Source organism: Variovorax gossypii (assembly GCF_003965815.1).
Lineage (GTDB): Bacteria > Pseudomonadota > Gammaproteobacteria > Burkholderiales > Burkholderiaceae_C > Variovorax > Variovorax gossypii.
On sequence record NZ_RXOE01000004.1, the window covers coordinates 352,331 to 372,754 of the forward strand.

The 20,424-nt window shown below is 69.8% G+C and carries 21 protein-coding genes and 1 tRNA gene; 13 read left to right on the top strand and 9 right to left on the bottom strand.

The window, feature by feature from the left end; all coding sequences use genetic code 11:
• The first annotated feature begins 4 nt into the window (after positions 1-4).
• The 7 genes from fdhE (at position 5) to EJP69_RS18505 (ending at position 7,720) form a co-directional block, all read left to right on the top strand.
• A complete protein-coding gene (fdhE, locus tag EJP69_RS18475; protein WP_126471945.1) occupies positions 5-1,033 on the top strand; it encodes a formate dehydrogenase accessory protein FdhE in 1,029 nt (342 codons plus the stop codon).
• A complete protein-coding gene (selA, locus tag EJP69_RS18480) occupies positions 1,033-2,481 on the top strand; it encodes an L-seryl-tRNA(Sec) selenium transferase (RefSeq protein WP_126471947.1) in 1,449 nt (482 codons plus the stop codon). The genes fdhE and selA overlap by 1 nt, the downstream gene beginning before the upstream one ends.
• A 39-nt stretch (positions 2,482-2,520) precedes the next feature.
• On the top strand, positions 2,521-3,636 hold the full coding sequence (locus tag EJP69_RS18485; RefSeq protein WP_126471949.1) for an acyl-CoA dehydrogenase family protein: 1,116 nt from the start codon (positions 2,521-2,523) through the stop codon (positions 3,634-3,636).
• A gap of 15 nt (positions 3,637-3,651) precedes the next feature.
• The gene (locus tag EJP69_RS18490; protein WP_126471951.1) at positions 3,652-4,512 is read left to right on the top strand and encodes a phosphate/phosphite/phosphonate ABC transporter substrate-binding protein; all 861 of its coding nucleotides are present in this window, start codon (positions 3,652-3,654) and stop codon (positions 4,510-4,512) included.
• Positions 4,478-5,686: a diiron oxygenase gene (locus EJP69_RS18495; RefSeq protein ID WP_126471952.1), complete on the top strand. Its 1,209-nt coding sequence runs from the start codon at positions 4,478-4,480 to the stop codon at positions 5,684-5,686. Before EJP69_RS18490 ends, EJP69_RS18495 begins: the two co-directional genes overlap by 35 nt.
• Before the next feature lie 13 nt (positions 5,687-5,699).
• The gene (gene selB, locus EJP69_RS18500) at positions 5,700-7,607 is read left to right on the top strand and encodes a selenocysteine-specific translation elongation factor (protein ID WP_126471954.1); all 1,908 of its coding nucleotides are present in this window, start codon (positions 5,700-5,702) and stop codon (positions 7,605-7,607) included.
• 17 nt (positions 7,608-7,624) lie between these two features.
• Positions 7,625-7,720, top strand: a tRNA-Sec gene (locus EJP69_RS18505).
• Between the two features lie 129 nt (positions 7,721-7,849).
• On the opposite strand, the gene selD is transcribed toward EJP69_RS18505, so the two are convergent.
• Positions 7,850-8,917, bottom strand: a complete 1,068-nt coding sequence (gene selD, locus EJP69_RS18510; RefSeq protein ID WP_240652196.1) for a selenide, water dikinase SelD — start codon at positions 8,915-8,917, stop codon at positions 7,850-7,852.
• A gap of 74 nt (positions 8,918-8,991) precedes the next feature.
• Here selD and EJP69_RS18515 point away from each other — a divergent pair, with 74 nt between their 5' ends.
• Genes EJP69_RS18515 through mnmH form a run of 5 tightly spaced genes read left to right on the top strand, consistent with a single transcriptional unit; the run spans position 8,992 to position 13,425 of the window.
• Positions 8,992-9,849: a putative selenate ABC transporter substrate-binding protein gene (locus tag EJP69_RS18515; protein WP_093198071.1), complete on the top strand. Its 858-nt coding sequence runs from the start codon at positions 8,992-8,994 to the stop codon at positions 9,847-9,849.
• 10 nt (positions 9,850-9,859) lie between these two features.
• On the top strand, positions 9,860-10,675 hold the full coding sequence (locus EJP69_RS18520) for a phosphonate ABC transporter ATP-binding protein (RefSeq protein ID WP_093302220.1): 816 nt from the start codon (positions 9,860-9,862) through the stop codon (positions 10,673-10,675).
• The gene (locus tag EJP69_RS18525) at positions 10,666-11,508 is read left to right on the top strand and encodes a PhnE/PtxC family ABC transporter permease (RefSeq protein WP_420824222.1); all 843 of its coding nucleotides are present in this window, start codon (positions 10,666-10,668) and stop codon (positions 11,506-11,508) included. Before EJP69_RS18520 ends, EJP69_RS18525 begins: the two co-directional genes overlap by 10 nt.
• Entirely contained in the window at positions 11,505-12,308 is an 804-nt protein-coding gene (phnE, locus tag EJP69_RS18530) for a phosphonate ABC transporter, permease protein PhnE (protein WP_206169348.1), read from the top strand. The genes EJP69_RS18525 and phnE overlap by 4 nt, the downstream gene beginning before the upstream one ends.
• Positions 12,309-12,351: 43 nt before the next feature.
• Positions 12,352-13,425 carry a tRNA 2-selenouridine(34) synthase MnmH gene (mnmH, locus tag EJP69_RS18535; RefSeq protein WP_126471958.1) on the top strand — a complete coding sequence of 358 codons (1,074 nt, stop codon included), beginning with the start codon at positions 12,352-12,354 and terminating at the stop codon, positions 13,423-13,425.
• Here mnmH and fdhD read toward each other — a convergent pair.
• The 8 genes from fdhD to modB form a co-directional block, all read right to left on the bottom strand.
• Entirely contained in the window at positions 13,356-14,276 is a 921-nt protein-coding gene (fdhD, locus tag EJP69_RS18540; protein WP_093302228.1) for a formate dehydrogenase accessory sulfurtransferase FdhD, read from the bottom strand. The genes mnmH and fdhD overlap by 70 nt on opposite strands.
• A gap of 31 nt (positions 14,277-14,307) precedes the next feature.
• The gene (locus EJP69_RS18545; protein ID WP_093198085.1) at positions 14,308-14,595 is read right to left on the bottom strand and encodes a hypothetical protein; all 288 of its coding nucleotides are present in this window, start codon (positions 14,593-14,595) and stop codon (positions 14,308-14,310) included.
• Positions 14,592-16,955, bottom strand: coding sequence for an FdhF/YdeP family oxidoreductase (locus EJP69_RS18550; protein ID WP_126471960.1), 2,364 nt, complete (start codon positions 16,953-16,955; stop codon positions 14,592-14,594). Before EJP69_RS18550 ends, EJP69_RS18545 begins: the two co-directional genes overlap by 4 nt.
• Before the next feature lie 94 nt (positions 16,956-17,049).
• Positions 17,050-17,364 (bottom strand): type II toxin-antitoxin system RelE/ParE family toxin, encoded by a 315-nt coding sequence (locus tag EJP69_RS18555; protein WP_126471962.1) that lies wholly within the window; start codon positions 17,362-17,364, stop codon positions 17,050-17,052.
• On the bottom strand, positions 17,361-17,645 hold the full coding sequence (locus EJP69_RS18560) for a YlcI/YnfO family protein (RefSeq protein ID WP_126471964.1): 285 nt from the start codon (positions 17,643-17,645) through the stop codon (positions 17,361-17,363). The genes EJP69_RS18555 and EJP69_RS18560 overlap by 4 nt, the downstream gene beginning before the upstream one ends.
• Before the next feature lie 33 nt (positions 17,646-17,678).
• Positions 17,679-18,467 carry an ABC transporter ATP-binding protein gene (locus EJP69_RS18565; protein ID WP_126471966.1) on the bottom strand — a complete coding sequence of 263 codons (789 nt, stop codon included), beginning with the start codon at positions 18,465-18,467 and terminating at the stop codon, positions 17,679-17,681.
• Complete coding sequence (modA, locus tag EJP69_RS18570; RefSeq protein WP_126471968.1) at positions 18,464-19,213, bottom strand: molybdate ABC transporter substrate-binding protein; 750 nt, start codon at positions 19,211-19,213, stop codon at positions 18,464-18,466. Before modA ends, EJP69_RS18565 begins: the two co-directional genes overlap by 4 nt.
• 154 nt (positions 19,214-19,367) lie before the next feature.
• Positions 19,368-20,051, bottom strand: coding sequence for a molybdate ABC transporter permease subunit (gene modB, locus EJP69_RS18575; RefSeq protein WP_126471970.1), 684 nt, complete (start codon positions 20,049-20,051; stop codon positions 19,368-19,370).
• Positions 20,052-20,157: 106 nt separating this feature from the next.
• Here modB and EJP69_RS18580 point away from each other — a divergent pair, with 106 nt between their 5' ends.
• Positions 20,158-20,415 carry a hypothetical protein gene (locus EJP69_RS18580; RefSeq protein ID WP_093198102.1) on the top strand — a complete coding sequence of 86 codons (258 nt, stop codon included), beginning with the start codon at positions 20,158-20,160 and terminating at the stop codon, positions 20,413-20,415.
• Positions 20,416-20,424 lie beyond the last annotated feature (9 nt).

The following is a 20,424-nucleotide window of genomic DNA, read 5'->3' on the forward strand; positions in this document are numbered from 1 at the left end:
GCCGATGACGAGCTCCCCCGGCAACCCACCGCCGATCCGGACCACACGCATCCTCGAGCCTGAGCAGATCGCCATGCAGGCCGGGCGGCAGATGCCGTTCCTGCGCCTGCCGGTGCGCTCCCTCGTGTTCTCCGACCGGCAATTGCGGCTGCGCCAGCTTGCAGCATCGCATCCGATGCGCGAGTACCTGATCTTCATCGCCGACCTCGCGCAGGCGCAGCACCAGGTGCTGCAGGACTACGCGTCGGTCGAGCTGCCCGAATCCGAAGCGCTCGAAGCCGCCGCGAAGGTGCTCAAGCCGCCGATGCCCGCCTTCGGCTGGACGCGCGATCCCGTGTGGCTGAAGGAACTGCGCCGCCTGCTCGGCCTCTTCCGCGCCCGCTTGCCCGAAGGCCCCGCGCGCGACACGCTCGACCGCGTGGTGGCCGCTGACGATGCATGGGTCAACGAGCAGGCCGATCGGCTCTCGCGCCGCATCATGTTCGGGCTCGATCTCGCAGCCGCGCCGCTGATCGCCGCCGGGCTGCAGGCGTACTGGACGCAGCTGGTGCTGCAGGTCGCCGAGCGCGAGGGCGAGAACATCTACGGACGTACCGATCCCGGCAACGAGTGCCCCTGCTGCGGCAGCGCGCCGACAGTGAGCATCACGCGCATCGGCGCCGACGAAGCGGGCTTCCGCTACCTGCACTGCTCGCTGTGCGGCACCGAGTGGCACTACGTGCGCATCAAGTGCACGCACTGCGAGAGCACCAAGGGCATCCACTTCGAGTCGCTCTCGCCGCAGCCCGGCGTAGAGCTGCCTGCGACAGGCGCGCGTGACGGCGCCGTCAAGGCCGAGTGCTGCGACAGCTGCGGCCATTACCTCAAACAGATCGCGATGGAGAAAGACCCCGAAGTCGAACCTGTCGCCGACGACCTGGCGAGCGTCACGCTCGACCTGCTCGTCTCCGAAGCCGGCCACCAGCGCAGCGGCCACAACCTGATGCTGCTCTTCGGCGACCCCGAAATACCCGACGACGGCGGAGGCGGCTGATGGCAACGCCCGAAGAGTCCGTGGTCCACGGCTCGACGGCAAGGCCCCAGGATCTGCCTTCTGTCGATCAACTGCTGCGCCTCGCCGTGCCGGGCGCATTGCTGGCCGAGCACGGCCATACGCTGGTGGTGAAGGAAGCGCGCGCGCTGCTCGAAGGGCTTCGCGCGCGGGCCGTGGCGGGCAAGCTCGCCGCTGCCGACGTGCAGCCCGACGCGCTGGGCGATGCGCTCGCATCGCGCATCCAGGCCCGCCTCGCGCCGCGCATGAAGGCGGTGCTGAACCTCACGGGCACCGTCATCCACACCAACCTCGGTCGCGCGCTGCTGGCCGACGCGGCGCTGCAGCGACTGCTCGCGGTGATGACATCGCCCAACAACCTCGAGTACGACCTCGCCACCGGCAGCCGCGGCGACCGCGACTCGCTGGTGGAAGAGCTGCTGTGCACCATCACCGGCGCCGAGGCGGCCACGGTGGTCAACAACAACGCGGCTGCCGTGCTGCTCACCATCGCGGCGCTGGCGCGCGAGCGCGAGGTGATCGTCTCGCGCGGCGAGCTGGTGGAGATCGGCGGCGCCTTCCGCATGCCCGACGTGATGGCCAGCGCGGGCGCGCGCATGGTCGAGGTCGGCACCACCAACCGCACGCATCCGCAGGACTACGAACGCGCCATCAACGAGCGCACCGCGCTCGTGATGAAGGTGCACACCAGCAACTACGCGGTGCAGGGCTTCACCGCCGCGGTCGACGAAGCCACGCTCGCCGGCATCGCGCACGCGCGCGGCGTGCCGCTGGCCACCGACCTGGGCAGCGGCTCGCTGATCGACCTCGCGCACTACGGCCTGCCGCGCGAGCCGCTGCCGCAGGAAATGCTCGCGGCCGGCTGCGACGTGGTCACCTTCTCGGGCGACAAGCTGCTGGGCGGGCCGCAGGCCGGGCTCATCGTGGGCAGCAAGGAGGCCGTGGGCCGCATCCGCAAGTTCCCGATGAAGCGCGCACTGCGCATGAGCAAGCTGCCGCTGGCCGCGCTCGAAGCCACGCTCTCGCTGTACCTTCGGCCCGAACGCCTCGCGCAGGACCTGCCGACGCTGCGGCTGCTCACGCGGCCCGCCGATGCGATCCGCGAGATGGCCGAGGCGCTGAAGGCGTCGGTGCAGGCCGCCGTATCGCCGCGCTTCACCGTCGAGGTGGTGCCGCTGCTCGGGCAGATCGGCTCCGGCTCGCTGCCGGTGGAGCGCCTGCCCTCGGCGGGTCTAGCACTCGCACCGGCCGGCACTTCGAAGAAAGGCATCGGCACCGCGCTCGATGCCCTCGCCACCGCGTTGCGCGGCCTTCCGCTGCCCGTGATCGGCCGCATTGCCGAAGACCGCCTGCTTCTCGACCTGCGCTGCCTGGAAGACAGCGCCACCTTCACAGGCCAGCTCGACACCCTGCGCGAGCGGCTGATGTAGCAGCCCCCGATTCCCTCAACCACCTGTCTGGAGAAAGCGATGAACCCCCTCGAAGTGCTCGCCGGTATCGAAACGCAAACGCTGCAGCCTCTGGCCCAGCGCACCGACGCAGAGGGACGCTTTCCACGAGAGACGATCTCGGCGCTGGGCGAGACAGGCCTGCTGGGGCTGGTCTCGGCCGCGTCGGTCGGGGGCCAGGGGCTGGGCCTGAAGGAAGCCGCGCAGGTGGTGTCGCGCATCGCGCAGACCTGTCCTTCCACCGCGATGGTGGTGTGCATGCACTACTGCGCCACTGCCGTGCTCGAACAGTTCGGCCCCGAGTCCGTGCGGCGCGCAATCGCCAACGGCAAGCACCTGAGCACGCTGGCCTTCTCCGAAGCCGATTCGCGCAGCCACTTCTGGGCACCCACCGGCACCGCGCGCGCGGACGGAAGCAACGTGGTGCTCGACGCCCGCAAGAGCTGGGTCACCTCGGCCTTCGAGGCCGACAGCTACGTGTGGTCGAGCAAACCTCTCGCGGCCGAAGGCGCAAGCACGCTGTGGCTGGTCGACGCCAAGTCCGACGGCCTGAGCCAGCCCGGCCGCTTCGACGGGCTGGGCCTGCGCGGCAACGCCTCGACGCCGATCACTGCAAAGGACGTACGCATCGCGGCCGGTGCGCGGCTCGGCGAGGACGGCAAGGGCTTCGACACCATGATGGGCGTGGTGCTGCCGTGGTTCTCGGTGCTCAGCGCCGCGTGCTCGACCGGCCTGATGGAAGGCGCCCTGAGCCGCGCCATCGGCCATGTGAGCCAGACGCGGCACCTGCATCTCGATTCGTCGCTGGCCGACCTGCCCACCGTCCGAGCCTATCTGGCAAAGGCACGCATCAAGGCCGACATGGCGCAGGCGCTGCTGGACGACACCGTCGCCGCCATCGGCGCGGGCCGCGCAGACACCATGCTGCGCGTGCTCGAGGTAAAGGCGGCAGCAGCCGAATCCGCGCTCGAAGTGACCGACATCGCGATGCGCGTGTGCGGCGGCGCGGCCTTCCGCAAGGAAGCGGGCATCGAACGCCTCTTCCGCGATGCGCGTGCATCGAGCGTGATGGCGCCGACCTCCGACGTGCTCTACGACTTCATCGGCAAGGCCATCACCGGCCTGCCGCTGTTCTGAGAAAGGGGCCGCGCGATGCCGCAGCAGACGCTGATCATGGGCGCCGTGGCCTACGCGCCCAAGGTCGTCACCATCTGGGAAGGCTTCAAGGCCTTCTTCGTGAAGAACGGCCTGCCCTTCGACTACGTGCTGTATTCGAACTACGAAAGCCAGGTCGAGGCGCAGTTCGACGGCACGCTGCACCTGGCGTGGAACTCGCCTCTAGCTTGGGTACGTGCCGAGCGCATCGCGCGCAGCCGGGGGCTGCAGGTGCAGGCCGTGGCCATGCGCGATACCGACTGCGACCTGCGCTCGGCCATCGTGGTGCGCGCCGACAGCCCGGTGCAATCGCTGGCCGATCTGCGCGGCAGGAGCATCGGGTTCGGCGCGCTCGATTCGCCGCAGGCCACGCTGATCCCGCTCGACCATCTGCGCACCGAAGGCCTGCTGAAGCCGCGCGACTTCCAGGCGCGCTACTTCGACGTGCTCGGCGGCAAGCACGGCGACCACATCGGCGGCGAGCGCGACGCGGCCCTCGCGCTGATGGCTGGCGAGATCGACGCCTGCTGCCTGATCGACGGCAACCACCTGGCCTTCGGCCTCGACGGCACGCTGCCTTCGGGCAGCACGCGCGTGCTGGCGCGCACCGGCGCGTACGACCATTGCAACTTCACCACCAGCCCGGATGCACCGGCCGCGCTCATCGACCGCTTCGTCTCGCTGCTGATGGCGATGCGCTGGGACGACCCGCAGGTGCGCCCGCTGCTCGAACTCGAGGGCCTGCGCGAATGGCGCACCGGCCGCACCAGCGGCTACGCGCTGCTCGAACGCGCGGTGGACGACGAGCACTTCTACGACGGCGATGGCCGCATCACCAATCCCGACTATCGATATTGAGTCGCTGGGCCTCGACCAGGGCGCCCTGCTGCTCATCCGCCGCGCGCTGGCCGAGCGGCCGGTGGGCGGCGAGCTGCGCGTGCGCGGGAACTCGCCCGACTGGCGCATGCACCTGGAGGCATGGTGCCGCAGCCAGGGGCACGTGCTGCACTTCGACGCGGCGCAGGAAGAAGCGTTCGTCACGCGCGGCCCGCATGCCGAAGGCCGCTGGCTCGGTGCGCAATCCACGGGCTTCGCGCAGGGCGACGCCGACGGCGCGCCGGCCGAAGACGCCGCGCCCGGCTGGGGCCTCGCCGCGCGCGGCGCCACAGTGGAGGCCGGCAGCCCGCCCTTCTTCTTCGCGCTGCACCGCCGCGACGAGCTCTGGGCCGAGACGGCCGGCGAGCTCTACCGGCAGGCGGCGGCAGCCCAATGGGATCCGGCGACCGCCATCGACTGGGACGCGCCCTTCGAGCTGCCGAGCGCCGTGGAAGCGGCCGTGGTGCAGGTGATGACCTACCTGATCGAGAACGAGAACGCCGCGCTGCTGGTTCCGGCGCGCCATCTGGGCCAGATCCACCCGCACTTCCGCGAAGTGCTGCAGCTGCTGGCGCTGCAGTGCGCCGACGAGGCGCGGCACGTGGAGGTGTTCACGCGCCGCGCCACGCTGCGCGGCCACCAGCCCGCGCTGTCGACGGCCGGCGGGCAGGCCTCGCTGCGCACGCTGTTCGACGCGCCCGATTTCTCCATCGCAACCTTCCTGCTGGCCGTGCTCGGCGAGGGCAGCTTCGTGAACCTGCTCAACTTCCTGCACGCGCACGCACCCGACCCGGTGACCCGGCAGATCGCACGGCTCGCCGCGCGCGACGAGGCGCGCCACGTCGCCTTCGGCATGGCGCATCTCGAATACCGGCTCTCGGTGCAGCCCGACTACCAGGTGCGGCTGCGCAACGCCATCGAGCTTCGCTACGACACGCTGGCCGGCACTGCGGGCCTCAACGAGGAAGTGTTCGACTCGCTGGTGCTGCTGGCGGCCGGCGAGCTCTCGCCTTCAGCCGTCGCGCGCGGCCATGCGGCCGTGCAACAGTTGCAGCGCGACATGGCGGCCGGCCGTCGCGCGCGCCTCGCGCGGCTGGGCTTCGACCGCGACGAGGCACAGCGGCTGTCCGAACTGCACACCCGCAACTTCATGTGACGACGCACCCACGATGATCATCGGCACTGCAGGCCACATCGACCACGGCAAGACCACGCTGGTGCGCGCGCTCACCGGCGTCGACACCGACCGGCTGCCCGAGGAGAAGCGGCGCGGCATTTCCATCGAGCTGGGCTACGCGTACCTGCACGCGCCCGACGGCGTGTCGCTCGGCTTCGTCGACGTGCCGGGCCACGAGCGACTGCTGCACACCATGCTGGCCGGCGCGACCGGCATCGACCATGCGCTGCTGGTGGTGGCCGCCGACGACGGCGTGATGCCGCAGACGCGCGAGCACCTGGCGGTGGTGGCGCTGCTGGGCGTGCGCGAGGCGACGGTGGCCATCACCAAGATCGACCGCATCGACGAGGCCCTGCGCGAGGCGCGGCTGGCCGAGGTGCGCGCCGGCATCGCAGCCCTGCTCGCGCCTACGCCGCTGGCCGGGGCGCCGATGCTGGCGGTGTCCGCCACGACGGGCGAAGGCATCGACGCACTGCGCGAGCGGCTGCTGGAGGTGGCCCGGCAGGAGCACGCGCGCGAGGAAGGCCTGGCCTTCCGCCTCGCGGTGGACCGGTCGTTCAGCCTGTCGGGCGTGGGCACGGTCGTCACCGGCACCGTCTTCAGCGGCACGGTGCGCGTCGGTGACGAGCTGCGCGTGGTGCCCGGCAACCGCACGGTGCGCGTGCGCGGCATCCATGCGCAGAACCAGCAGGCCGAGTCGGCGCATGCGGGCCAGCGCTGCGCGCTGGCGCTGGCCGGTGTCGCCAAGGACGAAATGCATCGCGGCGACTGGGTCTGCACGCCGGGCATCGCGCTTTCCACCGACCGCATCGACGTGCTGCTCACGCTGTGGCCCGACGAGGCCAGGCCCCTGCGCTCGGGCACGACGGTGCACGCGCACCTCGGCGCGAGCGACATGATGGCGTCGCTCGCGCTGCTCGATCGCGATGCGCTCGCGCCCGGTGAAACGGCGCTGGCCCAGCTCGTGCTCAAGGAGGCGGTAGGCGCCTGGCATGGCGATCGCGGCGTGCTGCGCGATGCCTCGGCCACGCGCACCGTGGCCGGCGTGCGCGTGCTCGATCCGTTCGCGCCGGTGCGCTATCGCCGCACGCCCGAGCGGCTGCGCACGCTCGCGGCCTGGGCCATCGAGGACCGCGCGGCGCGCGTGGCCGCGCTGCTGCACAACGCACCGCTCGGCATGGACACCGCGCGGACGGCGCAGGCGCTCTCGCTGTCCGACGAGGCTGCGGTGCCGCTGCCCGGCGATGCGGTGCGCATCGAACACACGGCCATCGCGCAATCTCACCTGGACGCACTCGAAGAACAGATCGCAGGCCGCCTCGCGGACTTCCATCGCACCGCGCCGGACGAGGTCGGGCCCGATGCGCGCCGACTCAAGCGGCTTGCAGGCCCGCGCGCGGACGACTCGCTCTGGCGCCACGCGCTCGACGACCTCGTCGCGCGTGGCGCGCTGGTGCGCAGCGGCACCTGGCTGCATCTGCCCGACCACGCGGCGCGCCTCAACGAGGCCGAGCAGAAGCTCGCGCAGAAGCTGCTGCCAAAACTGGCCGACGGCGGCTTCGATCCGCCGTGGGTGCGCGACCTGGCCAAAGACTGCGCGGCGAGCGAGCCGATGGTGCGGCAGACGCTCGCGAGCCTCGCGCGGCGCGGCGAGGCCTTCCAGGTGGTGAAGGACTTGTACTATCCGCTGGCGACCGTGGAGCGGCTGGCAATCATTGCGCGGGATTGCCTCGATGGCCCCGAAGGGCTGCAGGCCGCGAGTTTTCGCGATGCGACCGGGTTGGGGCGCAAGCGCGCGATCCAGTTGCTGGAGTTTTTCGATCGTGTCGGCTACACGCGGCGGGTGAAGGACACCCACCTGCTGCGGCCGGATACGTCGTTGTTCGGGGCGAGGCCGTGAACGACGAATCGAATCATGGAGGGAGATCGCCCCTGGTGGGGCGGCCGGGCTTCAAACCCGGTTGGTGGCGCCAGCCGTCGCCGGGAAGGTTCGACTCCTTCCTTCCTCCGCCATTTTTGTCTTGCTCCTTCCCCCTTTGGGGGAAGGCTGGGATGGGGGCAAACAGCGCTGGTTTTCTCACAGCGCTTCATCGACCGCCACCTGCCTCCACCCCGGCCCTCCCCCGGGAGAAATGCGGAGAACTACGGCACCACGTGCAGCGAGGGCTCTCCTGGTTCGACACGGCCGATCACCGCGGCGCGTGCGAAGCCTTCGTCACGGAAGACCTTCAGCACCGCATCGACCGCTTCAGGCGCGCAGCTCACGAGCAGGCCGCCGGAGGTCTGCGGGTCGCTCAGCAGGTTCTGCGTGGTGGCGTGCAGGCCGGGCGCGAGGCTCACTTCCGCGCCGTAGCCGGCCCAGTTGCGGCCGGAGGCGCCAGTGACGAAGCCTTCGGCGGCCATGGCCAGCACGTTCTCGAGCAGCGGCACCTTCGACCACTCGACGACCGCCCTGAGCTTCGCGCCGCGCGCCAGTTCGAGCGTGTGGCCGGCCAGGCCGAAGCCGGTGACGTCGGTCAGCGCATGCACGCCGTCGAGGGCCGACAGCGCGATGCCGGGGGTGTTGAGCTTCGTCGTGTTCTCGATCAACTGCCGGTAGCCGGTCTCGGAGAGCTGCTCCTTCTTGAGCGCGGCCGAGAGCACGCCCACGCCGAGCGGCTTGCCCAGCACCAGCACATCGCCCGCCTTCGCGTCGGCGTTGCGGCGCACGCGCTCGGGGTGCACCAGGCCCATGGCGACGAGGCCGTAGATCGGCTCGACCGAATCGATGGTGTGGCCGCCGGCGATCGGGATGCCGGCCGCGCGGCACACGTCCTGCCCGCCGCGCACGATCTCGGCGATGACTTCCACCGGCAGCTGGTTGATCGGCATGGCGACGAGCGCCAGCGCCATGATCGGGCGCCCGCCCATGGCGTAGACGTCGCTGATCGCGTTGGTCGCGGCGATGCGGCCGAACTCGTACGGGTCGTCCACGATGGGCATGAAGAAGTCGGTGGTCGCGATCAGCGCCTGCTGGTCGTTGAGCCTGTAGACGGCCGCGTCGTCGGCGGTCTCGATGCCCACCATGAGCTCGGGCGGGATCAGCCCGCCGGCCTGGTTCTTCAGGATCTGCGACAGCACGCCCGGCGCGATCTTGCAGCCGCAGCCGCCGCCATGCGAAAAACTCGTGAGGCGCAGAGGCGCGAGCGGGTTCATGAGCGTTGGGTTCATGGGGCGATTATCGAATCGGGCCCGCTTTCTACAATCCCGTCCCTTCCTATCCCGCACGCACCTGAGGCGCATCCATGAAAAAGACACTCACCCGACTGGCCCTTGCCCTGACCTTCTCCGCCGCGAGCCTCGGGGCCTTCGCCCAGGGGGTGCTGCGCGTCTCGGCCATTCCCGACGAGGCCCCCACCGAGCTGCAGCGCAAGTTCACGCCGCTGGGCGACTACCTGAAGAAGGAAACCGGCATGGACGTGCAGTTCACGCCCGTGACCGACTATGCCGCCGTGGTCGAGGGCCTGGCCACCAACAAGATCGACCTGGCCTGGCTCGGCGGTTTCACCTTCGTGCAGGCGCGCATCCGCACCAACGGCGGCGCGGTGCCGATCGTGCAGCGCGCGGAGGACGAGGTGTTCACCAGCAAGTTCATCGTGCCGGTGGACAGCACCGCGAAGACGCTGGCCGACCTGAAGGGCAAGACCTTCGCCTTCGGCGCGCCCTCCTCCACCTCGGGCAGCCTGATGCCGCGCTACTTCCTGCTGCAGGCGGGCATCAACCCCGAGAAGGACTTCAAGACGGTCGCGTTCTCGGGCGCGCACGACGCCACCGTGGCCTTCGTGGCCGCATCGCGCGCGGAAGCCGGCGTGCTCAACGCCTCGGTGTGGGACAAGCTGGTGGAGGCCAGGAACCCCAACGCCGCCAAGGTGCGCGTGCTGGCCACCACGCCGACCTACTACGACTACAACTGGACGGTGCGCCCGGGGCTCGATGCCGCCGTCACGAAGAAGCTGACCGACGCCTTCCTGAAGCTCGATCCGGCCAACCCGGCGCACAAGGAAATCATGGCGCTGCAGCGCGCGAGCAAGTTCATTCCGACCAAGTCGTCGAACTACGACGGGATCGAGACGGCGGGCAAGTCGGCTGGTCTGATCAAGTGAGCCTGCGCGGATGAGTTTTTCGCTGGAAGGCGCGGGCGTCGTTCACCCCAACGGCCAGCGCGCTCTGGCCGGCGTGACGCTGGCCGCGCGCGACGGCGAACGCATCGCCGTCATCGGGCCCTCGGGTGCCGGCAAGACCACGCTGCTGCGCGTGCTCGGCGCGGCGCTGCGGCCCACCGAAGGCGAGGTGCGGGCGCTGGGCGCCAGGCCGTGGCAGCTGACGGCGACGGCGCTGAAGAAGCTGCGCGCGCGCATCGGCACCGTGCACCAGTCGCCGCCCATCGCGCCGAGGCTGCGCGTGGTCACCGCCGTGCTCGCGGGCCGGCTCGGCGAGTGGTCGATGCTGCGCGCGCTGGGCTCGCTGCTGCATCCCTCGGACATCGCCGGCGCCCATGAGGCGCTCTCGCGGCTGGCGATGGAAGACCGGCTGTTCGAACGCTGCGACCGCCTCTCCGGAGGCCAGCTGCAGCGCGTGGGCATCGCGCGAGTGCTGTACCAGCGCCCTGCATTGCTGCTGGCCGACGAGCCGGTGTCCGCGCTCGACCCCACGCTGGCCGACGCTGCCATCGGCCAGCTCGTTGCGCAGAGCGAATCGACGGGCGCCACGCTGATGGCCTCGCTGCACGCGGTGGACCTGGCGCTGCGCTGGTTTCCGCGCATCGTCGGCATGCGCGGCGGAACGGTGATGTTCGATCTGCCGGCCGCGCAGGTCACGCCCGAAATGCTCGATGCACTCTACGCCAGCGAAGGCGGCATCGCGACGCAACGGCCGCTGCCGGCCGGCGCGATGGTGGAGGCGGCCTTCCACCGGCCGGACTGTCCTTGAACGCCGCAACCAGGGCTGCCGCACTGCGCGATCCGCACGCCGCGCGGCGGCTGGCCGCCTGCGCCGCCGCGCTCGTCATCGCGTGGCCGATGCTGGCGCTGTCCGAATTCAAGCCGTGGGCACTTTTCACCGGCGGCAATCTCGCGGTCATCGGCGGCTTTCTCGCGGGCTTCTTCCCGCCCGACGGCTCGCCCGCCTTTCTCGCCCTGCTCCTCAAGGCCACGCTGGAGACGCTGGCCATGGCCACGGCCGGCACCGCGCTGGCGCTGCTGATCGGCGCGCCGCTGGGCTTCGTGACGACGCGCGCGCTTTCCATCTCGCGCATCGGGCCGGGGCCGGGCCGCGTGCAGGCAGGCATCGTGCGGCAGGCCGCGCGCTGGCTGCTGATGGTGCTGCGGGCGATTCCGGAGATCGTCTGGGCACTGCTCTTCGTGCGCGCGCTCGGGCTCGGCCCGGCCGCGGGCGTGCTGGCGCTGGCCATCACTTACGGCGGCATGCTGGGCAAGGTCTATGCGGAGATCCTCGAGTCGGCCGACACCCGCCCCGCCCGCACGCTGCTCGAATGCGGCAGCGGCCGGCTCGCGGCGCTGTGCTACGGCCTGCTGCCGAACACGGCGCAGGAGCTGGCCTCGTACACCGTCTATCGCTGGGAATGCGCGGTGCGCGCCTCGGTGGTGATGGGCTTCGTCGGCGCGGGCGGGCTGGGGCAGCTGATGGACCAGTCGATGAAGATGCTCAACGGCGGCGAAGCCAGCAGCATCCTGCTGGTGTTCCTGGCGCTGGTGCTGCTGGCCGACCTGCTGAGCAGCGCGCTGCGGAGGCTGCTGGCATGACGACGAAGACAATGCCTCCGCGCCCGCCACCGTGCTGGCGATGCCGCATCGCCCTGCTGCTGATCGGCGCGGCCGTCGTGGCGAGCTTCGTCTACCTGGGCATCGACTATCGGGCCCTGGGCTCGGCGGAATCGCTGCGGCTCATGGGCAAGTTCGTCGCCGAGTTCTTCCCGCCCGACGTGTCGCCGGACTTTCTCGCCAGGGTCGGGCATGGGGCCTTGCAGACGCTGGCGGTGTCGGCGCTGGGCACCGTGCTGGCAGCCCTTGCGGGCGCGGTGCTGGCCTTGCCTGCCTCCGGCCGCGCCGGGTGGATGCCGCGCCATGCGGCGCGCTTCGCCCTCAACTTCCTGCGCAGCGTGCCCGAGCTGGTCTGGGCCGCGCTGATGGTGCTGGCCGCCGGCATCGGGCCGTTCGCGGGCGCGCTGGCGCTGTCGCTGCACACCACGGGCGTGCTGGGCCGGCTGTTCGCCGAGGCGCTGGAGAACGCGCCGCGCGAACCCGAGCACGCGCTGACGCTCTCGGGCGCGGGCCCTGTCGCCTCCTTCAGCTACGCCAGCCTGCCCATCGTGCTGCCGCAATGGGTGGCCTACACGCTCTACCGCTGGGAAATGAACATCCGCATGGCGGCCGTGCTGGGCTTCGTGGGCGGCGGCGGGCTGGGGCAGTTGCTGTACTTCCACCTGTCGATCTTCCAGCAGCAGCAGGCGATGACGGTGCTGATCGCGATGTTCGTGCTGGTCACGCTGGTGGACTTTGCGAGCGCTCGCTTGCGCAAGGGCCTAGGACCGGCCTACGCCTGATTGCCTCGGTCGCCGACAATCGGGGCATGAGGTTCCTTCTGCCATGAGTCATCGCCAGCCCGTGCGGGTGGCCGACCGCCACGCCTTCGACACGCTGATCGACGCCCGCTCGCCGGCCGAGTTCGCGCTCGACCACATTCCCGGCGCCATCAACTGCCCGGTGCTGAACGACGAGGAACGCCACATCGTCGGCACCGTCTACGTGCAGACCGGCGCCTTCGAGGCCCGCCGCATCGGCGGTGCGATGGTGGCTGCCAACATCGCACGGCACCTGCGCGAGACGCTGGCCGACCGGCCCGAGAACTGGAAGCCGCTGGTCTACTGCTGGCGCGGCGGCATGCGCAGCGGCTCCATGGTTACCTGGCTACGTTTGGTCGGCTGGGACGCCCAGCAGCTCGCGGGCGGCTACAAGAGCTTCCGCCGGCACGTGATCTCGCAGATCGACACGCTGACGCCGAAGCTAGACCTGCGCGTGATCTGCGGCGCCACCGGCAGCGCCAAGACGCGCGTGCTGCACGCGCTGGCCGCGCGCGGCGCGCAGGTGCTCGACCTGGAAGACTTCGCCCGCCACAAGGGCTCGCTGCTCGGCTCGCTGCCGGGCGTCGCGCAGCCTTCGCAGAAGCACTTCGAGACGCGCATCGGTGCGGTGCTCGAAAGCATCGACCTCTCGCGTCCGCTGTACGTGGAGGGCGAGAGCATCCGCATCGGACGGCTGTCGCTGCCCTTGCCGCTGGTGGCACGCATGCGTGCGGCGCCGTGCATCGAGGTGTCGGCCACGCCCGAGACCCGGCTGGCCTACCTGCTTCGCGACTACGCCTACCTGGGCGACGACCGCGACGCGCTGGCCGACAAGCTTGGCGCGCTGAAGGAGCTGCAGGGCAAGGAAACCGTTTCTCGCTGGCAGCAGTGGGCGCACGAGGCCGACCTGCCGCATCTGTTCGCGGAGCTGATGTCGCTGCACTACGACCCGCATTACCAGAAGTCGCAGGAGCTGCACTTCCGCAGCTGGGCGAAGCGCCAGCGCGTTGTGGCGGGCGATCTATCGGATCAGGGCATCGACGCCGTGGCCGATGCGGTGCTGGCGCTCGACAGCGGCGCCGCGAGCCCGTCGGCATAGAGCACGCCGCGCGGCGCACGGCACAGGCCCCAGAACCGCAGGCCGCAGAGCTCGGCCATGCGCACGCCCATGGCGGTGGGCGCCGAGATGGTGGCCATCGCCGCGATGCCGAGGCGCGCGCACTTGCGCACCAGCTCATGGCTGCCGCGGCTGGACATCAGCACGAAGCCCGGCTCCTGCAGGCGGCCCGCCTGAGCGAGCCTGCCGAGCAGCTTGTCGAGCGCGTTGTGGCGGCCCACGTCTTCCATCAGGTCGGTGAGTTCGCCGTCGACCGTGGCCCATGCGGCCGCGTGAATGGCGCCTGCCTCGGCGTTGAACACCTGGCGCGGCGGCATGGCGGCGAAGGCGCGCAGCACGGTCGGCAGGTCGATGCGTTCGATCCAGTCGCGCGGCGGCACGGGCTGCGGTGAGAGGTCCAGTCCAGCGAAGCTCTCGACGCCGCACACGCCGCAGCCGGTGCGGCCCGCGAGGCTGCGCCGGCGGTCCTTCAGGCGTTCGAAGCTGCGCGTGGAGATTTCGAGCTGCACCTCGATGCCGGGCATGCCATCCGGCAGGCCGGCATCAGAAGCATCGACGGTGCGCACGTCGATGCCGCGGCAGTCGCTGGCGGTGTCGAGGATGCCCTCGCTCAGCGCGAAGCCGAGCGCGAAAGCTTCCAGGTCCTGCGGCGTGGCCATCATCACCGCGTGCGAAACGCCGTTGAACACCAGGGCCACCGGCACCTCGGCCGCCAGGGTGTCATCGCGCAGCTCGCCTTCGGGCGCGACGCCGCGCTCGCCGAACACGCGCACGGCGTGCCGCGACAGCGGCGGCAGGGTGTCTTCGGGATCGTCGGTATCTGGCTGCGACATGTTGGCTCCGGCTGGGCGAGCCATTGTCGGCTCAGTCGCGGCTTTCGTCTTCGGGAGGCAGGGTTCCCACCTGTGCCCGCCCGGCTTCAAGCAGGTGCGCGACCCAGCGGTCGTCGTGCTGCACCACGCGCACCCAGCCGGGGCCGCGTACGCCGCCGATGGCCGCATCGCCCATCATGGTGAGCCGGCGCATCAGCACGCTGGCGCCCTGGCCGAGCCGCTTGCCCAGGCGCGGCAGCGAGACACCGGTGCCGTCGGGCTCCTGCGCGAGCATGCGCAGGATGGCCACCGACAGGCTGTCCTGCAGCAGGGCACTCATGCCGCTGCCACCATGCCGTCCGCTTCGTCCTCCGCCAGCTTCTGGATGGGCAGCTCGTGCGGCACCAGCACCACGGGAATGGACTTGGAAGTCGGCGTGCCCGCGTTCTCCGCCACTGCCGAGAGCGGCACCAGCGGATTGGTCTCGGGGTAGTAGGCAGCGATGTTGCCGCGCGGGATGTCGTAGGCCACCAGCTTGAAGCGGTCGGCGCGGCGCTCCTGGCCGTCGTTCCACACGGTCTGGATGTCGACCCAGTCGCCGTCCTTCATGCCGAGCGCGCGGATGTCTTCCTTGTTGATGAAGACCACGCGGCGCTGGCCGAACACGCCGCGGTAGCGGTCGTCCATGCCGTAGATGGTGGTGTTGTACTGGTCGTGCGAACGCGTGGTCAGCAGCGTGAAGACGATGGTGTCGCCCTTCTTCGCGAAGCGCGCGCGGGCACGGTGCGACGGGGTGTCCAGCGGCACGGCGTGCGTGAAGAACACGGCCTTCTTCGAGGCGGTGTTCCACACGCGCTCGCTCGCGGTGTTGCGCAGGCGGAAGCCGCCGGGGTGCGCGACGCGGGCGTTGAAGTCCTTGAAGTCGTCGAACACGGCTTCGATCTTGTCGCGGATGCGCGCGTAGTCCTCGACGAGCCACAGCCACGGCGTGCTGCTGCGCGCGCCGATGGTGGCCGCGGCAAGCCGCGCCACGATGGCCGGCTCGGACAGCAGATGCTCCGACGCGGGCGGGTTGATGCCCATCGAGATGTGCACCATGCTCATCGAGTCTTCCACCGTCACGCCCTGCTGGCCGCCGGCCTGCATGTCGATCTCGGTGCGGCCCAGGCACGGCAGGATGAGCGCCTCGCGCCCGTGGATCACGTGGCTGCGGTTGAGCTTGGTGGTCACGTGCACCGTCAGCTCGCACTGCTTCAGCGCCTTCCAGGTCTGGTAGGTGTCGGGCGTGGCGGCCGCGAAATTGCCGCCGAGCGCGAAGAACACGCGGCCCTTGCCGTCGAGCATCGACTGGATGGCCTCGACGGTATCGACGCCGTTGCGGCGCGGCGGCTCGAAGCCGAACACCTTCTGCAGCCGGTCGAGCAGCGCGGCGGGCGGCTTTTCCCAGATGCCCATGGTGCGGTCGCCCTGCACGTTGCTATGGCCGCGCACCGGGCAGGCGCCAGCGCCTTCGCGGCCCATGTTGCCGCGCATCATGAGCAGGTTGCCGATCATCTGGATCGTGGCCACCGAATGCTGGTGCTGCGTGATGCCCATGCCCCAGCAGGCGATGACGCTCTTGGCGCCCAGGTACACGTCGGCCGCGGCGCGGATCTGCTCTTCGCTCAGGCCCGATTCGCGCACCAGCACGTCCCACGGCTCGGCGCGCAGGTCGGCCGCCAGCGCCTCGAAGCCGGTGGTGTGCTCGGCGATGAATTCATGGTCGAGCACCGAGGGCTCGCCGCGCGCCACGGCTTCGTCCTCGCGCTCGATGACGTGCTTCATCATCCCCTTGATGGCGGAGAAGTCGCCGCCCACGCGCAGCTGGAAATAGTGCGTGCTGATGGGCGTGGAGCCCAGCGTCGCCATCTCCAGCTTGTCCTGCGGGTCGGCAAAACGCTCCAGGCCGCGCTCGCGCAGCGGGTTGAAGCTCACGATGCGCGCGCCGCGCTTCGAGGCCGCGCGCAACTCGCCGAGCATGCGCGGGTGGTTGGTGCCGGGGTTCTGGCCGAAGATGAAGATCGCGTCGGCCTTCTCGAAGTCGTCGAGCGTGACCGTGCCCTTGCCCACGCCGATCTGCGGACGCATGCCGCTGCCGCTGGGCTCGTGGCACATGTTCGAGCAGTCGGGGAAGTTGTTGGTGCCGTACTCGCGCACGAAGAGCTGGTACAGGAAGGCCGCCTCGTTGCTCGCCCGGCCCGAGGTGTAGAAGATGGCCTGGTCGGGGTCGGGCAGCGCGTTCAGGTGACGGGCGATCCGCGCGAAGGCGTCGTCCCATTCGATCGGCACGTACTTGTCGCTCGCCGCGTCGTAGGCCATGGGGTGAGTGAGCCGGCCCTGGTCCTCGAGCCAGAAATCGCTCTGCTCGGCCAGCTCGGCCACCGTGTGCTTCGCGAACAGCTCCGGGCCGGCACGGCGCGCGGTGGCTTCGGCGGCCACGGCCTTGACGCCGTTCTCGCAGAACTCGAAGGTGGAGGCATGGTTGCGGTCGGGCCAGGCGCAGCCGGGGCAGTCGAAACCGTCGGGCTGGTTGGCCGAGAGCAGCGTCTTGGCGCCCTTGATGGGAATGTCCTGCCGCAGCAGCGCGTTCGTCACGCTGCGCAATGCGCCCCAACCGCCCGCGGGGCCCTTGTAAAACTCGATCTTCTGCTCGCTGCTCATGCGAGCGAGTGTTCGCCGTGGGCCGGCGGAGCGTCAAATTGAATCGGGACATGCGGTGATTCAAAAAGGAAATGAACGGGCCGCCGCCCTTCCCTCAGTGATAGTCGTCTTCGCGCTGGTGCCTGACGGCGGCCACGACGATCGAGTCGCTTGCTTCAATTTCGAACAGCGCCACATAGCCGCTGGCGCCGAACGGGATCACGAGCTCGCGGATGAAGGGGCTGTCGCCGGCTTTGCGGCAAGTGAAGGGCGAAAAGCCGAGGGTCGCTATGCCCTGCTCGATCGCTTCGAGTGCCCGCGCAGCCAGTTCAAGATCGCCGTCTCTGGCGAGTTCCCGTTCCAGGACGAAGTCGTACAGCCGCTCCAGGTCTTCGGCCGCCTGGCGCGTGAACCGGACCGAGTAGCTCACCGGCGGGCTGCGCCTTGCCGCTTCTTCGCTGCCGATTCGAGCTTGGCCCTGAGGCGCTGCATCACTTCGCCCGCCTCGACGTATTCACCACTGCGCCGCGCGCTGGCCAACGACTTCATGCCGCGGGCGACGAACTCGGCCTGGCTCTTTCGCTGCAGCACACAGGCGCGGACGGCCGCTTCGACGAACTGGGACAGGGTCTCGCCTTCGCCGAGCACCCGTTCGACCTCGTCCCGGAATTCGGGCTCGACACGCACGGAGGGAATGGTGGCGGTTTTCATCGCCAAAGTGTATCGCTTATGCGATGCAAGACGTCAGTTGCGCACGTCCTGCATCAGCAGCCCGCGCAGCTTGCGCCTCAACGGCGTGTCTTCCACGTGCTGCACGCCGGCAACGTCGCGCAGCGCGAAGTCGCGGCTTTCGGCATTGTGCAGGTCGATCTCGCGCACCACCCTGCCCTCGCTGTAGACGAAGGCCACGTCGGCCAGGGCGAGGACGTCCTCGATGTCGTGCGTGATCATCAGCACCGGAATGCCCCATTGCCTGCGCACCTGCGCGAGTTCGTTGCGCAGCTCGGCGCGCAGCATGGGGTTGAGCGCGGCGAAGGGCTCGTCGAGCAGCAGCACCTGCGGTTCGCAGGCAAGGGCTCGCGCGAGCGCCACGCGCTGCCTCTGGCCGCCGGAGAGGTTCTGCGGGCGGCTGTCGGCGAGCGCGGCGAGGCCGAAGCTCTCCAGCAGGGCCTGCACGCGCTCGGCATCCTTCGCGGCGGGCTTGCGGCGGTGCCAGGCGGTCAGCCCGAAAGCCACGTTCTCGCGCACGCTCAGGTGCGGGAACAGCGCGTAGTCCTGGAACAGGTAGCCGATGCGCCGCTGCGGTGCCGGCACGTCGATGCCCTGCGCCGAATCGTAGAGCGTGCGGCCGTCGAGCCGCACGTGGCCCGAACTGGGATGCAGCAGGCCTGCGATGGCCTGCAGGGTGAGCGACTTGCCCGCGCCCGACGGGCCGTAGAGCGCGGCAAAGGGTACGTCCGTCGCGAAACGCACCGCGAGATCGAAGCGCCGGCGGCCGTCGGCCACCGTGAGCTTCAGATCGACATCGATCATGGCTTGCCGAATCCGTAGCGCGTGAGCACTTCCTGCGCGGCGGGCGTCGAGAGGAAGGCGATGAAGTCGCCGGCCAGCGCCTTCTGCTTGCTTTCGGCGACCACGGCGATCGGGTAGGTCACGGGCGTGTGGCCGGTGGGCGTGAAGGCGATCTTCACCTTGTCGCCGGCCACGGCCGCGTCGGTGCGGTAGACAAAGCCGGCCTCGGCCTCGCCGCGGCTCACGTAGTCGAGCACCTGGCGCACGCTGTCGGCCTGAACGAACTTGGGCTCGAGCGTGGTCCAGAGGTTGGCGTTGTCCAGCACCTGCTTGGTGTAGCGGCCGACCGGCACGGTCGCGACCTTGCCGACGGCGATCTTCTTTACGCCCGCGCTGCCCAGGTCCTGCAGCGACTTCAGGCCCACGCCCTCCTTGGCGGGCTCGATGAGCACCAGGCTGTTGGTGACGAAGTCCTTGCGCGTGGCGGCATCGATCGCCTTCTGCTCGACGCCGCGGTTCATCGTCTCCTGGTCGGCGCTGGCGAACACGTCCACCGGCGCGCCCTGGCCGATCTGCTGCAGCAGCACGCCCGAGGCGGCGAAGTTGAAGCGCACCGAGGCACCCGCCTTGGCCGCCTCGAACTTGGGTCCGATCTCCTTGAACGCGTCGGTCAGGCTGGCGGCGGCGGACACGGTGATCTGCTGGGCCGCTGCGGCCAGCGGCAGCGCGAGCGCGACGACGAGGGACAAGAGACGGAATGGACGCATGATGATCTCCGGAAAGTAATAGAGAGCTGAGAACTAAAGAGAAACTACGTCCCCTTCGGGGAACACCGCGGAACCGGCTTTGCCGGGCCGCAGGTGTTGCCCCTGCAAGGGGGTTGGCGTAGCGACACGAAGTGCGCGAAGACTGGGGGTGTGCTCATTTCAGCGAGAAGAAGCGGTTCGACAGCACCAGCACGGTGATCGACAGCAGCGAAGTCACGATGACCAGCAGCAGCGCGAGGTCGTCGTGCCCCTCCTGCACCGCGTCGTATATGGCCATCGACAGCGTCTGGGTCTGCTTCGGGATGGAGCCGGCCACCATCAGCGAGGCGCCGAACTCGCCCATGGCGCGCGCGAACGCGAGCAGCGTGCCGGCCAGGATGCCGGGCCAGGCCAGCGGCAGCGTGACGCGCAGGAAGACCGAGAACGGCGACTGCCGCAGCGTGCTGGCGGCGGCTTCGAGCGAACGGTCGACGCCCGAGAACGCCGCGCTGGCCGACTTGAGCACCAGCGGCAGCGCCACCACGGCCGAAGCCACCACCGCGCCGTGCCAGCTGAAGATGATGGTGTAGTCGAGGTGCTCGCGCAGCCACGCGCCCAGCGGGCTGCGGCGCCCGGCCGCCACCAGGATCGCGTAGCCGATCACCGTGGGCGGCAGCACCAGCGGCAGCATGAACGCGGCCTCCAGCACGTTGCTGCCGAAGAACCTCTTGCGCGCGAACACCCAGCCCAGCGCCACGCCGACGATCAGCGCCAGCACGGTCGCCACGGCGGCGACCTTGAGCGACAGCACCAGGGGGAACCAGTCGGTCGAAGCGATGAGCGAATTCGTCGTGTTCATGAAAATACGGCGAGATTGTTACACGGGTGAGCCCTAAGGTTCACACGGGGATGCGCAAACCAATGAGTCTTCATATACTGGGGAATACAGCGTTGGAGACACCCCCATGCGCCCTTCCGCCCACGAAACCGTCGTCCGCTCGATCTCCGGCCAGCCGGAGCTTCGCCATCACGTGACGCAGGTACGGGAATGGCGCATCGAGCGCACCATGGACGCCGACGGCTTCGTGCTGTCCATCACCGGCTCCGACGGCGCGAGCCAGTCCTTCTTCGTGGCGACGGCCGACGCGGACGACATCGGCGAGGTGCTGCGTCGCCAGGCAGTGTGGGTCGACCGGCCACAGGGAGCGATGAAGGAGCAATGAAGGAGCGGC

Excerpts from the sequence above, each read along its gene's own strand:
- fdhE (WP_126471945.1), top strand. The coding sequence starts at position 5 with ATGACGAGCTCCCCCGGCAACCCACCGCCGATCCGGACCACACGCATC.
- selA (WP_126471947.1), top strand. The coding sequence starts at position 1,033 with ATGGCAACGCCCGAAGAGTCCGTGGTCCACGGCTCGACGGCAAGGCCC.
- EJP69_RS18485 (WP_126471949.1), top strand. The coding sequence starts at position 2,521 with ATGAACCCCCTCGAAGTGCTCGCCGGTATCGAAACGCAAACGCTGCAG.
- EJP69_RS18490 (WP_126471951.1), top strand. The coding sequence starts at position 3,652 with ATGCCGCAGCAGACGCTGATCATGGGCGCCGTGGCCTACGCGCCCAAG.
- EJP69_RS18495 (WP_126471952.1), top strand. The coding sequence starts at position 4,478 with ATGGCCGCATCACCAATCCCGACTATCGATATTGAGTCGCTGGGCCTC.
- selB (WP_126471954.1), top strand. The coding sequence starts at position 5,700 with ATGATCATCGGCACTGCAGGCCACATCGACCACGGCAAGACCACGCTG.
- selD (WP_240652196.1), bottom strand. The coding sequence starts at position 8,917 with ATGAACCCAACGCTCATGAACCCGCTCGCGCCTCTGCGCCTCACGAGT.
- EJP69_RS18515 (WP_093198071.1), top strand. The coding sequence starts at position 8,992 with ATGAAAAAGACACTCACCCGACTGGCCCTTGCCCTGACCTTCTCCGCC.
- EJP69_RS18520 (WP_093302220.1), top strand. The coding sequence starts at position 9,860 with ATGAGTTTTTCGCTGGAAGGCGCGGGCGTCGTTCACCCCAACGGCCAG.
- phnE (WP_206169348.1), top strand. The coding sequence starts at position 11,505 with ATGACGACGAAGACAATGCCTCCGCGCCCGCCACCGTGCTGGCGATGC.
- mnmH (WP_126471958.1), top strand. The coding sequence starts at position 12,352 with ATGAGTCATCGCCAGCCCGTGCGGGTGGCCGACCGCCACGCCTTCGAC.
- fdhD (WP_093302228.1), bottom strand. The coding sequence starts at position 14,276 with ATGTCGCAGCCAGATACCGACGATCCCGAAGACACCCTGCCGCCGCTG.
- EJP69_RS18545 (WP_093198085.1), bottom strand. The coding sequence starts at position 14,595 with ATGAGTGCCCTGCTGCAGGACAGCCTGTCGGTGGCCATCCTGCGCATG.
- EJP69_RS18550 (WP_126471960.1), bottom strand. The coding sequence starts at position 16,955 with ATGAGCAGCGAGCAGAAGATCGAGTTTTACAAGGGCCCCGCGGGCGGT.
- EJP69_RS18560 (WP_126471964.1), bottom strand. The coding sequence starts at position 17,645 with ATGAAAACCGCCACCATTCCCTCCGTGCGTGTCGAGCCCGAATTCCGG.
- EJP69_RS18565 (WP_126471966.1), bottom strand. The coding sequence starts at position 18,467 with ATGATCGATGTCGATCTGAAGCTCACGGTGGCCGACGGCCGCCGGCGC.
- modA (WP_126471968.1), bottom strand. The coding sequence starts at position 19,213 with ATGCGTCCATTCCGTCTCTTGTCCCTCGTCGTCGCGCTCGCGCTGCCG.
- modB (WP_126471970.1), bottom strand. The coding sequence starts at position 20,051 with ATGAACACGACGAATTCGCTCATCGCTTCGACCGACTGGTTCCCCCTG.
- EJP69_RS18580 (WP_093198102.1), top strand. The coding sequence starts at position 20,158 with ATGCGCCCTTCCGCCCACGAAACCGTCGTCCGCTCGATCTCCGGCCAG.